Raw genomic sequence first — 14,510 nt, 5'->3', positions numbered from 1 at the left:
CACAGGCAATCGCCCGGCGTTAATCGTCATAGCGAAATTTCCCGGGATTTTCGTCATCGATCAGGCAATACCGTCCACCGTCGGGATGATCAAAACCCTCGCTGCGACACGTTGTCGCATGTGACAACGTGCCGCATATCTATTACGTAAGGCATATCTAATATTCCCCCCTTTCCATAAACCTAAAAACCTCAGTTACCCCACCCGGTTTGCATGATCGGTCAGCAAACGAAGGGGTGCCGGTGGCCCGATGGCCGCGATGGTGCGCTTGAGATGGTCGCAACAGCGCAGCCAGACCGATGGGGCGGTGAACTGCTCCGCAGCTTCGCTCATCCAGGCTTGAAGCTGGCTGGACACGCGCACGAGCACCTGCCGGGCCTTGTCGAAGTAGGCATGCTGGCCAGTGAGCGTGATCGTGGTCTGGCCGGCATGCTCGGTGCGCCGACCGACCGAGGACATCAACCAGGGCCGGCTGGTGATGGCCTCGAGTCGGGCTTCGGGGTTGGCCAGGCGCACGAACAGACTCCACCAGTTGTAGATCAGCGCCACGGCACGCGCGGACAGTTGGCAGCGATGCAGATCGTGCGTGGTGAAGCCACCCCAGCCCCACTGGTTCTTGAGCTCGTCGAAGGCGTTCTCCGCGTCGGCCCGGTCACGGTAGAGCTGGCCGAGCGAGAGGATTTCGTGGTCCAGATTCGTGACCAGCACGGCGTACTCGTAGCCGGTGATGCGCTTTGCGCCCTTGCGGTCGGCCTCGATGAAGCCCAGCAATTGCTGACCGTTGTCCTCCTGGGCGACGAGCATCTCGCCCTTCAAGGCGCGACGCAGCACGACCACGCGGCGCTTGTCCTCCCAGCCGGTGAGTGCCAGCGTGCTGTCGATCCCTTCCCAGCCCTGACCGGCATCGCACCAGCCCGAGACCCGGAACAGACGCTCGATGTGGCGCTTGACGTTCTTCGACAGGCGCAGCTTGAACAGATAGGGCTGCGCGCGCGCTTCGAGCTCGCGCATGATGCCGTCCGACCCGAAACCGCAATCGCCGCGCACGATTTTGGGCCGCTGATGGGCGGGCAGTTCATCGAGGATCCTGAGCAGACCGGGCAAGGTGTGACTGCCCGAGTGCTCGTTGCCCGCCTTGACCTCGACCCCCATCACCAGGCGCAGCCCGGCCATCAGGTAGGTGTGGTAACTGTGCGAAGGCCGCCCCGGCTTCTTCGGGTTGTACGACACGACCGCCCCCTCCTGCTTGCCGTACAGCGGCTTGATCGTTGTGTCGATGTCCAGAATCCAGGGCACATCGAGCAAGGGCGCGGTGCTCTCGCGCAGGTGGTCGTCGAGCCAGCTCACCCCTTTGTCTTCGGGAATCGCCACCAGCGCCCGGCGCAGCGCATCCTCGCTGATCACCTTGTTCATCCCCAGCAGCCCCGGATTGACCCCGTCACAGCGAATCGTCGTGACGTGCGAGTAGCGCCGGTGCCCCGACAGAATCGACAGCATCCAGGTGCCGAGCACATCGGCCCTGGTCGGTGCGTTCGGGCTCGAGTACGACAGCGGGCAGCGATCCTGCCAGCCCGACCACAGCCCCGTCAGGGTCAGGAACTCGATGAAGTACGCCAGTTGCCCCATCGGCGTGGCCGCGCCATCTGCTTCCCAGCGAACACGCACGCGACCGCCCGCCGTCTGCACCCCCGCACACGACAAAAGCATTTCCTCGGCGTCCAGACGCTTCAATTTCGACTCACCCATCGGGTGACTCCCTCGATCAACAGCAAACCCATAGCCTGCCAGCGGTTCGAGCAAGCTGCACATCACCAACTGAGATTTTTAGGATAAAAGCAAACAAGGGGAGTTCATGAAGAACAAAAAGGGAATGGCGCCGTTCGGGGTGCTCTGTGCCTGTTCGCTGGCCACGACAGGCGTTCTGGCCAGCGATGCGGGCAAGGTACTCGATGAGGTCTCGGTCACCGCAACGCGCGAAACACGCTCGACCGGCGATGTACCGCAGGCGATCGCCGTCGTCGGCAAGGAGACGCTGGCCGACAAGAAGATGTTCAACGTCAAGGAGGCGCTGCAGGAAGTGCCCGGCGTGCTGATCGACAGCAAGAACGGCGGCTTCGACGCCCGCCTGATCATCCGCGGCGCCGGTCTCAAGGCGGCCTACGGCATCCGCGAGATCCAGGTGCTGCGCGACGGCGTACCGCTCTCCGACCCGGACAGCTTCACCCGCCTCGATTTTGTCGATACGCAGGACATCGAGCGCATCGAGATCGCCAAGGGCCCGGGCAATCTGTTCGCGGCGGGCAGTGCGGGCGGCGCGATCCAGATCATTTCCAAGTCGGTTTTCGACACCCAGGCCAACAACCTGAAGATCGGCGCCGGCAACCTCGGCACCCAGAACTACCACCTGCGCGTCGGCGGCATGATCGACGACCGCCAGGCCCTGGCCCTGACCGTGACCCGCCGCGAGATGGATAACGACTGGCGCACCTGGAACCGCTTCGAAACCACGCAAGCCTCGCTCAAGCACGGCATCCAGTTGGGCGACGGCGACATCCTCGAAAGTGAAGTGTCCTACGCCGAATCCGACATGCAGTTGCCGGGGGCGGTCGATGAGGCCATGTTCCAGACCTTCAAGCAGACTGGCAAGCAGACCGGCACCTCGGAAGCCTGGAAGCATTCCGGCCGCTACTCCAAGGTCTGGTTCCTCAACAGCCGCCTGGAAATGCGGCGCGGCGACTTCACCTTCAAGCCGCGCCTCTACTACAACACCTGGTACCACTACCACCCGGTCACCGGCATCATCAACGAAACCGAATCCTGGGTTTCCAACCTTGGCATGGATCTCGAAGGCAACTACCGCCATGCCCAGGGCACCCTGGTCGCCGGCATCACGGCGCGGCAGGAGCGCGCCCCGGATTCGCGCAAATACGAATATCGCGATGTCACCACGGGCGGCGGCGGCCGCATCGTCGCCACCCGCTCCGATGCGAAAGGCCGCCTGGCCGAAATCGACGACGCAACGACCCTGCTGACCGGCGTCTATCTCCAGGAATCCTGGCGCCCGAACGAGCGCTGGATCGTCGACGCCGGCATGCGCTACGACATCGTCGATTTCGACGACAACAACCAGCAGTTCCGGAAGTACGACTACGCCTCCGGTAAATATGTCGCCGGTGCCGGCACGACGCAGATCAGCAAGACCTTCTACCTGCCGGCCCCGAAAATTGCCGCCAGCTATCGCCTGCTGCCCGGCTTGAACGTCTATGCAATGGCGGCCCAGGCCGGCCAGATTCCGTCGTTCAGCGAAGTATCGACCAACCCGGCGCTGGAAGCTCCCATCGCCCGCAATTACGAAATCGGCCTGAAGGCTCGCGCCGCCGACTGGTCCTTCGATACCAGCGTCTACGTCAATCCGGTGAGCAAGGACATCGTGCAGCAGAGCAACGGCGGCGTGACGACCTACCTGAATGCCGGCAAGACCGACAAGAAAGGCTTCGAGTTCGCCGGCCGCTATGCGCTCGACAAGCACTGGGAACTGGGTGGCTATTACAGCTATACCAAGTATCGCTACACGGAATTCTCCGAACCGGTGCGCGTCGGCGCCACGACGGTGAATCAGGAACGGGCTGGCAACACGCTGCCGTTCGTGCCGCGCAACCAGTACGGCGTCTTCGCCGGCTGGAAACAGGGCGGCTGGCGCGCGCGCGTCTCGGCCAACACCTGGGGCGAATACTGGATGGACAGCGCCAACACCCAGAAGTACGAAGGCTGGGAGTGGATCGTGAACGCCTCGCTCGGCTACCAGTTCCAGCAGCATTCGCTGACCCTGAACGCCGACAACCTGTTCAACGAGCGCTATGCGGCAGAAGCCAAGAAGGACACGACCGGCCGGGTGACCTACACGGTCGGCGCCCCGCGCGCCCTGATGCTGACCTACCGCTACGACTTCCGCTAGGAGACGACCATGCATCGCACCGCATTCCTGCTGGTGCTGCTGGCGGCGAGCGCTTCGGCGTTGGCGCAGCAGCATGGCCAGCACGGCCGCCCGTCCGGCCCGGCGACCACGGCCTGGACCAGCCAGCCGCTGATCGTCGCCGTACCGGGTGGCCGCGGCGAACGTGCCGCGGCGCAGTTCCGGCCGGTCGGCTTGCCGGCCACCGAGATTCGCGTCTTCGGCCCGCGCGGCGGCGAGCAGGCCTTCCCGGTCGAGGCCGGGGCGGCCCGCCTGCGCAGCACGGCGCCCGAATCCGGCAACTACCACTGGCTCAGCGCCCGGGCGGAAACCCCGGCCCATGTCGCCGTCGCCAGCACCGTCTGGTATTCGAGCAACCCTGGCCCGGCCCCGGTCGAGCTGCTGCAGCGCGCCAAGAGCGAACTGGAGATCGTGCCCGACCCGTTGCCGCGCGAACACGCCAACTATCGCGAAAGCGAGAAATGGCGCTTCATCGTCCGTTATGCCGGGCAGCCGTTGGCGGGCCAGGTGGTCCGGATGGAAACCGAGCGTGGTACGCGAACCCACTTCACGACGGATAGCGCGGGGGTCGCCACCGTGCTCTTCCCCCGCGATTTTCCGCCGGAGGCCGAGGGCGAGGGACACAACCGCGCCAAGGCCGGTTTCGTGCTGAGCACCGAGCGCCAGGACGGCGACCGTCATTTCGTCACGACCTTCAATCACAGCTACGGCCCGGACGGCGAGCGTGGTCGCAGCCTCGCCTGGGGCGCCGCCTTCGGCCTGGCCGGCATGCTCGGCGCCCTGCCGCTGCTGCGCCGCCGCCAGAACGGCAAGGAGCAATGATGCTGAAAACCCTCTTTCCCACCCTCTCCCGGCTACGCTTCGCGGTGCAGCTGGTCATGCTCTTCGTCACGGTATACGGCAGCGTTATCGTCGGCACCTACATGGCCGGCAAGATATCCAACGCGCTGCCGGCGCTGTCCTGCGCCTATGACCAGATGAACGGCGGCTACTGCGTGCTGATTCCGACCCAGCACATCCTGCACCATCGCATCGGCGAAGCGATGGTGCGCGCCCAGCAGCTCACCTTCACGATGATCCTGCCGCTGCTGATGAGCTTCCTGGCCTTCTTCGCCTTCTTCTTCGTGCTCGGCAAGGCGTTCTGCGGCTGGGTCTGCCCGCTCGGCACGCTGCAGGAAATGGTCGGCATGATCGGCCGCCGCTTCGGCTTCGGCCTGCGCCGGCTGGAGGAAGGTGATCTGGTCGCCGGACGCCGGGTTCGCCCGGTCAAGTGGCTGCTGTTGCTCGGCCTGGTCTTCCTGCTGCCGCTGCTCACCGGCCTGGGCGTCACGCCGCATGCGCTCGGCAATCCGTACTGCGACATCTGTCCGTCGCGGGTGGCGACCACGCTGCTCACCGGCAACACCGACCAGCTGGCGCTGCGCGTCGGCGATGGCTGGAGTTTTGCACTCGGCGCGACGGCCGATTTCCTGATCGGCTTCATGCTAATGGGCGCCCTGGCCATTCGCCAACCCTTCTGCCGCATCTGCCCCCTGCTCGCCTTCAATTCGCTGTTCCAGCGCCTGTCGCCCCTGCGCCTGGCCAAGACGCAGCACGAGAACTGCGGCCAGTGCCGCATCTGCAGCGAAGCCTGCCCGATGGATATTCAGGAAATCTCGCTGCACGAGGGGCGCAAGGCCTACACCGAGGACTGCACGCTATGCGGCCGTTGCGCCGAATACTGCCCGCAGGACGGCACCATCCGCCTCAAATGGGGGCCGGTCACCTTGTTCTCGTCACGCCGCGAGTACTACAAGAACAAGGTCAAGGGCGAATTGCCGGATGGCAGCGTCAAGCCGGTGCGCTTCGTGAAACGCAGCGAGGCGACCGATGCTCGATGAACTCGCCGCCGGCCAGGTCGGCCTCGGCACCGTCTGGCTGCTCGGCGTGTCGATGGGGCTGACCGCCTGCACCGTCACCTGCCTGCCCTTCATGGGCACCTGGGCGCTTGGCCGGGCGAGCGGCACGGCCGAAGCCTTTCGCCATGCCGTGGTCTTCCTGGCCGGACGGGTGCTGATGTATACCCTGCTCGCCGCCTCGGCCGGGCTGGCCGGCCTCGGTCTGGCCAAGGCGCTGGGCGGCACCTGGGGCAATGCCTTGATCGGCGGCGCCAGCATCGGGGCCGGGCTGTGGCTGCTGTTCAAGTCCCGCCGCCAGGGTTGCGCGCCGAAACGGCCGGCCGTCCAGCCGCTGCGCTTCCACGGCCGGGCCGATGCAGCCCCGCCTTTCGCGCTGGGTGCCACGCTGGCCCTCACGCCGTGCACGCCACTCGCCTCGCTGCTCGCCCTCGCCGCCCAGAGCGGCAGTACCGCCGCCGGCGCCGGCTATGGCCTGGCCTTCGGTCTGGGCGCGGCGATGACGCCGATCCTGATCCTCGTGCCGCTGGCCGGCCGTCTTGGCCGCGAGCTGCGCGCCGGCCGCCCCTGGCTGTCGCGCTGGCTGGTCTGGGCTTCGGCCGCCGTGCTGATCCTGCTCGGCATCCGCCGCCTGCTCGCCTGACAAGCGGCAAGCGTGCACGGGGAGCGGGCAGCCTCCCCGGCGGGAATGTTACGATTCGCTTCTAATCACCCGAAGGGCCGCCTGGCGCGACCCTTCGGGCTATTCTCGCCCATCTCGTCCGCCCTCGCGCCCCCCCGGCGTTTCGACCATGCCAAAAATCAACAAGCCGCTCGTCACCCTCGTTGCCATCGCCCTGCTTGGCGGCGCTTACGGGTTGTGGTCCACGCAAAGAGCCGCTGCCCCGGCCAAGAACAAGGCCGCCCCGCCGGTGCCGGTCATCGTCGCCCAGGCACAGAGCGGCGAGATGCCGATCCATTTGAACGTCGTCGGCCGTGCCGAGGCCTACGAGGGCGTCACCGTCAAGTCGCGTATCGACGGGCAGGTGCTGAGCGTGGCCTATACCGAGGGGCAGGCCGTCAGGCAGGGCGACGTGCTGCTCCGCCTCGACCCGGCCGACCTGGAAGCCCGGTTGGCGCAGGCCGAGGCAGTGGTCGCCCGTGACCAGGCGCAACTGGCCAAGGCGAAGGCCGACCTGGAACGCTACCAGGGCCTCAAGGCGCGTGGCTTCGTGTCGGACGAGAAGGTCAACGAGATCCGCACCAACGAGGCCGCGGCCGCCGCGACCCTGAAGGCCGACCAGGCGGCGCTCGAACTGGCCCGCCTGCAGCTTTCCTACACCAGCATCCGCGCCCCCTTCTCCGGCATCGTCGGCGCCCGGCTGGTTTTCCCCGGCTCGACGGTCAAGACCAACGACACGGCGCTTGCCGTCGTCAATCGCATCGACCCGCTCTATGTCACCTTCGCCGTACCGGAGCGCCACCTGCATGGCCTGCGCCGGGCGGTCAGCCAGGGGCCGATGGCCGTGCAACTCGCCCTGCCGGGCAACAAGAATGCCAGCTTCGAGGCCCGGGCGCGCTTCATCGACAACGCGGTCGATGCGACAACCGGCACCATCCAGATGAAGGCCGTGCTCGACAACAAGCAGGCGCGCCTGACGCCCGGCCAGTTCCTGAACGTCAGCATGGTGCTCGACCAGGTACGCGACGCCGTGCTGGTGCCGAACGAAGCCGTCCAGCAGGGGGCCGACGGCAATTTCCTGTACGTGGTGAAGGCTGATGACACGGTCGAGGTTCGCAAGCTGGAGGTCATTGCCAGCCACCAGGGCAGGACGGCCATCGCCAAGGGCGTCGCGGCAGGTGAAATGGTCGTCACCGACGGCCAGCTACGCCTGACGCCGGGTGCCACGGTCAAGGCCAAGCCAGCCGGCGAAGCTGCCCCGGCCGCCGCCGCCACCCCGGCGAAGTGAGGTAGGCGCCATGACGCTGCCCGAACTGTGCATCCGCCGGCCGGTAATGACCACCCTGATGATGGTGGCCCTGCTCATCTTCGGCATCATCGGCTACCGTTCGCTGCCGGTTTCCGAGCTGCCGGCCGTCGATTTCCCGACCATCTCGGTCAGCGCCAGCCTGCCCGGCGCCTCGCCGGAAACCATGGCCGCCGCCGTCGCCACGCCGCTCGAAGGCCAGTTCTCGACCATCGCCGGGCTGGACTCGATGACCTCGACCAGCGCCCAGGGCTCGACCACCATCACGCTGCAGTTCGCCCTCGACCGCAACATCGACGCCGCCGCCCAGGACGTGCAGTCGGCCATTTCGGCCGCCCAGCGCAAGCTGCCGCCGAACATGCCGGCACCGCCCTCCTTCCGCAAGGTGAACCCGGCCGATTCGCCGATCTTCTACATCGCGATGTCGTCGCCAACCCTGCCGTTGTCGCTGGTCCATGAGTACGCCGAAACCCAGCTGGCGCAACGGCTGTCGACCGTTCCCGGCGTTGCCCAGGTGCAGATCTACGGCTCGCAGAAATACGCGGTCCGTGTCCAGGCCAATCCGGATCAGCTGGCCGCGCGCGGCATCGGCATCGACGAACTGCAGCAGGCCATCGCCCAAGGCAACGTCAACCAGCCGGTCGGCCAGCTCGACGGCAGCCGCCAGACCTTCGCCCTGAAGGACAACGGCCAGCTCAGCAACGCCGCCGCCTACCGGCCGTTGATCGTCACCTGGCGCAACGGCGCGCCGGTCCGTCTGGAAGACGTGGCGACACCGATCGACAGCGTGGAGAACATCCGCATCGCCAGCTGGAACGTGGACAAGCGCGCCATCGTGCTCGCCGTGCAGCGCCAGCCGGGCGCCAACACCATCGAGACGGTCGATGCCATCAAGCGCATCCTGCCCTCCTTCCAGGCCAAGCTGCCGGCGGCGGTGAACATGAACATCCTGTTCGACCGCAGCAACTCGATCCGCCACGCCATCGACGACGTGCAGTTCACGCTGGTCTTGTCAGCCGTGCTGGTCATCCTGGTCATCCTGCTCTTCCTGCGCAACCTGTCGGCCACCGTCATCCCCAGCCTGGCGCTGCCCATCTCGGTGGTCGGCACCTTTGCCGCGATGTCGGTGCTCGGCTACAGCCTGGACAACCTGTCGCTGCTCGCCCTGACGCTCTCCGTCGGCTTCGTCGTCGATGACGCCATCGTCATGCTGGAAAACATCGTGCGCCACGTCGAGGCCGGCGAACCGCCCTTCCAGGCGGCGATCAAGGGGGCCCAGGAAATCGGCTTCACGATCATTTCGATGACCATTTCGCTGATCGCCGTGTTCATCCCGGTGCTCTTCATGCAGGGCATCGTCGGCCGCCTGCTGCATGAATTCGCCGTCACCATCTGCGTCGCCATCCTGGTTTCCGGCTTCGTCTCGCTGACCCTGACGCCGATGTTGTGCAGCCGCTATATCCGCCATGCCGAGCCCGAATCGCACGGCCGCGTCTTCCAGATGTTCGAACGCTTCTTCGCCGCCCTGCTCGCCGGCTACGAGAAAACGCTGAAGCTGGCGATGGCCCACCCGCGCACCATCCTGGCCAGTTTCGTTGCCACACTGCTGCTCACCGGCTATTTGTTCACCCAGGTGCCCAAGGACTTCATCCCGAGCGGCGATTCCGGCCAGATCATCGCCTTCACCGAGGGTGCCCAGGATGCCTCCTTCACCTCGATGGTCGCCCACCAGCGGGCGGTGGCGGAGATCGTCGCCCAGGAACCGGACATCGCGTCGTTCATGTCGTCCGTCGGTGCCGGCGGCATTCGGCCGACCGCCAACACCGGCACGGTGTTCATGATCCTCAAGCCGCAGGACGAGCGGAAATCGACGCCGGACCAGATCATCCAGCGTCTGCGCCCCAAGCTGGCCGCCCTACCGGGCATCAAGGTCTATATGCAGAACCCGCCGGTGATCCGCATCGGCGGCCAGATCACCGCCGCACAGTACCAATACACGCTGCAGGATACCGACCTCGACGAACTGTACGAATGGACCGGCACGCTGACCCAGAAGATCCGCCAGTTGCCCGGCTTCGTCGATGTCACCAACAACCTGAGCAATCTCAGCCCGGTGGTCGGCGTCGATATCGACCGCGACAAGCTCTCCTCGCTCGGCCTGACCTTCGGGCAGGTCGAGGACGCCCTGCAGAGCGCCTTCAGCGCCCGCCAGGTATCGACCATCTATGGCTCGACGGCGCAGTACCAGGTTATCCTCGAAGTCGCCCCGGAATTTCAGGCTGATCCGCAGGCCCTGTCCCGCATCTACGTGCGCGGTGGCGGCAAGCTGATCCCGCTCGATACGGTAGCCCGCTTCACCCGCAAGACGCAGGCCCTGACCGTCAACCACCAGGGCCAGCTGCCATCGGTCACCATCTCCTTCAACCTGCTGCCCGGCGTCTCGCTGGGCGATGCCGTCGACCGCATCAAGGCGCTGGAGCAGGAAGTCCGTGTCCCGGTGTCGCTGACCACCAGCCTGCAAGGCACCGCGCAGGCCTTCCAGTCCTCGCTGCAAGGCCTCGGCATCCTGCTGCTGGTTGCCGTGCTGGTCGTCTATCTGGTCCTCGGCGTGCTGTACGAGAGCTTCATCCACCCGCTGACCATCCTCTCCGGCCTACCCTCGGCCGGCCTCGGCGCGCTGATCACCCTGCTCATCTTCAAGGTTGACCTCAGCCTCTACGCCTTCGTCGGCGTCATCATGCTGATCGGCATCGTCAAGAAGAACGCCATCATGATGATCGACTTCGCCCTCGACAAGCAGCGCAAGGAAGGCGCACCGCCGTTCGAGGCCATTTTTCAGGCCAGCCTGGTCCGCTTCCGGCCGATCATGATGACGACCATGGCCGCCCTGGTCGGCACGCTACCGATCGCGCTCGGCATCGGTGCCGGCGCCGAAGTCCGCCAGCCGCTGGGCCTGGCCGTTGTTGGCGGCCTGATGCTGTCGCAACTCCTGACTCTCTACCTCACTCCGGTCATCTACCTCTACCTCGACCGCTTCACCGACAAATCCGGCGACCCGGTCGAGCGCGAGGTGGCAGCCAACCCCGTCCACTGAACGGTCAACTGAGTTGTCCGGTGCCCCGTTTAAGCTATAAAGAGACCATGCACCGGATGCTCCTGCCCCTTCTTGCCGGCCTGCTGCTCGCCCAGCCGGCCGGCGCCGAAATCTACAAATGTCGGTTGCCCAACGGCAAGGTGGAAATTTCCAATTCACCCTGCCCGGGCGGCAGCGGCACGGTCGCGGTACGCCCCGACGACACGGTGCCCGAAGCGAGCCGCCAGCAGGCCGAACGCGACGTCGCGCGGATGCGCACTTTCGTCGACCAGCGAGAAAGCGCCCAACGCGCCGAGGCGGCCGCCGAACGGCAGGCGCAAAGCCAGCGCCAGGCAGCCACCCCCCCACCGGCGGTGCGTTACGGCGATCCCGACGCCTGCCTGCGCGACCTTGCCGTGCAAGCGCTGGAAGCCACGCAGCGGGCGCAACTGGAAGCCGAATGCCGCAGCTTGGTCAGGCCGCCGGCCGCGCAACAACCGGTCTATGTCGTGCCGGGCTACGGCGTCCCGCAGCACCACTACCCGCTCCCCAGGCCGCACCCGAGGCCACCACCCCCACCGCCCGCCAAGCCCGCACCGAGCGGCCCGAGCAAGGTCATCTGCGCACCGGGCAAGCCCTGCTAGGGCTTGCCTCGCCCCGGTTGGCTCGATCGGGCCTGACCGATCCCCGGCCAACCTGTCGCCCCCTCGTGACGCCCCTAGTGGCTGCTGTTGGACAACCAGCGCACCAGCGTCTGGTACAGCACTTCCGGGTCGACCGGCTTGGGAATGAAATCGCTCATCCCGGCTGCGATGCAGCGTTCACGATCTTCATCGAAGGCATTGGCCGTCATCGCCACGATGGGCGTCCACTGGCGGGCCGGTAGTTGCCGGATCGCCTGGGTGGCCTCGATACCCCCCATCTCCGGCATCTGCATATCCATCAAGATCAAGGCATAGTCAGTCTCTGTTGCCTTGGCGACTGCCTGCCAGCCGTTATCCGCCACATCGACCTTCAAGCCGGTATCTTCGAGCAGTGCCAGCGCCACTTCCTGGTTGATCGAATCATCCTCCACCAGCAGGATACGGGTCCCCGCGTAATGCAGCCGAATCATGCTCTCCGGCGACGATTGATCCCTGGTCTCGGCAGACTCCGCCAATAGGCCACGCCGAAGACGCGCGGTGAACCAGAAGGTACTGCCGAGGCCCGGCTGGCTCTCCACGCCCGCATCGCCCCCCATCATTCGGGCCAGCCGCTGCGTAATGGCCAGCCCCAGTCCGGTGCCTCCATACTTGCGCGTGGTCGACGCGTCGACCTGCTGGAAAGCCCGGAATAATCCGGCACGCTGCTGCGCCGAGATACCGATGCCGGTATCTGACACTTCAAAGCGGATCAGCAAGCCGCTTTCACTCTCTTCCAGAAGCCGGGCGCGTATCGTGACAGTGCCACGCTCCGTGAATTTGACGGCATTGTTGGCAAAATTCAGCAATCCCTGACGCAAGCGCGTCGGGTCACCGCGCAGGATGCTCGGCACATTGCCGTAGTCGATCCTGACCGTCAGCCCCTTCGCCCTGGCGCTGTTGGCGATCAGCGACTGCACATGGTCGAGAATGGCGCTCAGGGCAAAATCGGTTTCCTCCAGCACCATCTTCCCGGCCTCGATCTTGGAGATATCGAGAATGTCGTTGATCACGGCCAGCAGGTGTTCGCCAGCCGTACCGATCTTGGTCAGCCGGTCACCCTGTTCTGCCGTCAACTCGCCGCGCCGGAGCAAATGCGCGTAGCCGAGGATGGCATTCATCGGCGTCCGAATTTCGTGGCTCATGTTGGCGAGGAATGTGCTCTTCGCCATGTTGGCAGCTTCCGCCGCCTCCTTGGCTTCGTTCAATGCCGCCTGCACACTCTTCAACTGGGATATGTCGGTCAGTGTCGCAATCATGCCGTCCTCCAGCACCTTGCCGCCGATCAGCATGTCCAGATCGCGACCACTCTTGGTGCGTACCCGATACTCACGGCTTTCCACCTCACCATCGCCCGCCAATGCCTTCTTGATCAATCCCTCCCAGGTCGCCACGACCGTTTGCCGATAGGCGGGGTCCGGATAAGCGCGCCGCCACCAATCATCCAGCGTCGGGATGTCGTCCGCCTGGTAGCCGAAGATGGCGACAAACTGCTGATTCAGGGACTCGATGACATTCCCCTTGACGTAAGCCAGACCGACCGGCGCCGCATCGAACAAGGCCCGGATACGTTTGTCACGCTCATGGACGATCGCCTCTTCCCGGGCTTTCAGCAATGCCTGCTCGGATTCCCGACGGGCAGTGACATCGCGCGACAACATCAGCACATGGGGCAAGTCTGCCACCGCCGCTTTGCGCGCGGTGGACAGTTCAAACCAGTGCAGTTGGCCGTTGATTTCGAAACAGACTTCACGACCGTAGTCAGCCCCATCGCGCAAGGCAATGGCAATCGCCTCATGCACGCTCCTTGCCGCATCGAGCGGCAGGACCTCATCGACCCGACGTCCGATCAGGCTATCCCGGGGCGCCACCAGCAGCATGCTCGGGTTGGCAAAGACGCCCAGATAACGTCCATCCGCGTCCAGCTCGAAAAGCATGTCGGGAATCGCTGCCAGAATGGCGGCCAGGTGCTGGCTCATCTCTTCCGTAGCGCGATGCGCCTCCTGCAACTTGAGCAATGTCTGGTTGAGCGTTTGCGTTCTGGCTGCCACCTGCCTCCGCAAGACCAGGCTCCAAGCCAGCAGGACACCCCCGCCCCCCAACAGGAACAACGCCACCCAACCGATGCTCCGGGCGTAGGGCATGAAGTCGAGCGGTTCGCCAAACCACTTCTCGTGCAAGACCTGCCTTTCATCCGGCGTAATTTTTGCCATGCCCACCTCGACCAGGCGCAGCATGTCGCCCTGCCCCTTGCGTACCGCCCGGTGAAACTGGCCACGATACAACTCGAACGCCTTGCGCAGTTCGGACCGGGCATTCAACTTGTACAAATAGAAATTGGCCGGGTACTCATCCAGGCAAAACACCTTGATTTCCTGATTCCGGGCCGCGGCCAGCAGTTCCCCATAGTTGCGATAGAACACCAGGGTGGTGATCCCGTTGCTCTGCAGGATGTCGATGCAGGCATCCCCGGCCTGGACACCCACCTGAAATCCCTTCAGGGTGCTGACCCCGTTGATGCCGCTGATCGAGGCATGGCTGTAGATGGCAACCGGCAGTTCGGCATACGGCTGGGAAAACTCATAGAAGGCTTCGCGTGGCGGGGTGCGGAAGATCATGTCGATCACATCCGCCTCGCCCGCCTTGATCATGCGCTGAGCATCGTCCCAATTGGTTGCCGTCAGGCGTACAGGCACGCCGGTTTTTTTCTCCCAGAGCTGCCAGAGATCCACCAGGTAACCTTCGACGGCACCATCGGCATTGCGGAACAGATAGGGCGGATAGTTGTCGTCCGAGACAACACGAACGAACTCGACCGGCCCCCTTCCACTTGCCGTGGGGGGCTGGCTTTCCTCGGCCTAAACTTGACCGAACACCCCGGAAAAACAGAGGCTGGCGAGCACCACCCGGAACAAGTCGCAA

Annotated in this window: 9 protein-coding genes and 1 pseudogene; 7 read left to right on the top strand and 3 right to left on the bottom strand. The window is 65.0% G+C overall.

The window, feature by feature from the left end:
• Positions 1-195: 195 nt before the first annotated feature.
• Positions 196-1,746, bottom strand: a complete 1,551-nt coding sequence (locus K420_RS0110630; protein ID WP_027456290.1) for a transposase — start codon at positions 1,744-1,746, stop codon at positions 196-198.
• A 106-nt stretch (positions 1,747-1,852) separates the two neighbouring features.
• On the opposite strand from K420_RS0110630, the gene K420_RS0110625 reads away from it, so the two are divergent.
• From K420_RS0110625 to K420_RS0110595, 7 genes are all read left to right on the top strand, one after another.
• Complete coding sequence (locus tag K420_RS0110625) at positions 1,853-3,955, top strand: TonB-dependent receptor (RefSeq protein ID WP_027458043.1); 2,103 nt, start codon at positions 1,853-1,855, stop codon at positions 3,953-3,955.
• Positions 3,956-3,964: 9 nt separating this feature from the next.
• The gene (locus K420_RS0110620) at positions 3,965-4,795 is read left to right on the top strand and encodes a hypothetical protein (protein ID WP_027458042.1); all 831 of its coding nucleotides are present in this window, start codon (positions 3,965-3,967) and stop codon (positions 4,793-4,795) included.
• Positions 4,795-5,853, top strand: coding sequence for a 4Fe-4S binding protein (locus K420_RS0110615; protein WP_027458041.1), 1,059 nt, complete (start codon positions 4,795-4,797; stop codon positions 5,851-5,853). The genes K420_RS0110620 and K420_RS0110615 overlap by 1 nt, the downstream gene beginning before the upstream one ends.
• Positions 5,843-6,511, top strand: coding sequence for an urease accessory protein UreH domain-containing protein (locus K420_RS0110610; protein WP_027458040.1), 669 nt, complete (start codon positions 5,843-5,845; stop codon positions 6,509-6,511). Before K420_RS0110615 ends, K420_RS0110610 begins: the two co-directional genes overlap by 11 nt.
• A 148-nt stretch (positions 6,512-6,659) precedes the next feature.
• On the top strand, positions 6,660-7,817 hold the full coding sequence (locus tag K420_RS0110605; RefSeq protein WP_027458039.1) for an efflux RND transporter periplasmic adaptor subunit: 1,158 nt from the start codon (positions 6,660-6,662) through the stop codon (positions 7,815-7,817).
• 10 nt (positions 7,818-7,827) lie between these two features.
• Positions 7,828-10,929: an efflux RND transporter permease subunit gene (locus tag K420_RS0110600; RefSeq protein WP_027458038.1), complete on the top strand. Its 3,102-nt coding sequence runs from the start codon at positions 7,828-7,830 to the stop codon at positions 10,927-10,929.
• A 47-nt stretch (positions 10,930-10,976) separates the two neighbouring features.
• A complete protein-coding gene (locus K420_RS0110595) occupies positions 10,977-11,552 on the top strand; it encodes a DUF4124 domain-containing protein (RefSeq protein WP_084019627.1) in 576 nt (191 codons plus the stop codon).
• A gap of 74 nt (positions 11,553-11,626) precedes the next feature.
• Here the strand turns inward: K420_RS0110595 and K420_RS21180 are convergent, their stop codons facing one another.
• Positions 11,627-12,760 (bottom strand): response regulator, encoded by a 1,134-nt coding sequence (locus K420_RS21180; RefSeq protein WP_408605882.1) that lies wholly within the window; start codon positions 12,758-12,760, stop codon positions 11,627-11,629.
• Between the two features lie 270 nt (positions 12,761-13,030).
• A pseudogene (locus K420_RS21175) lies at positions 13,031-14,383 on the bottom strand (transporter substrate-binding domain-containing protein); the annotation flags it as partial.
• Positions 14,384-14,510: the final 127 nt, after the last annotated feature.

It is taken from the genome of Dechloromonas agitata is5, assembly GCF_000519045.1.
Taxonomy (GTDB): Bacteria; Pseudomonadota; Gammaproteobacteria; order Burkholderiales; family Rhodocyclaceae; genus Azonexus; species Azonexus agitatus.
Note: the sequence above shows the minus strand (reverse complement) of the source record. Positions and strands in the feature narration are given on the sequence as shown.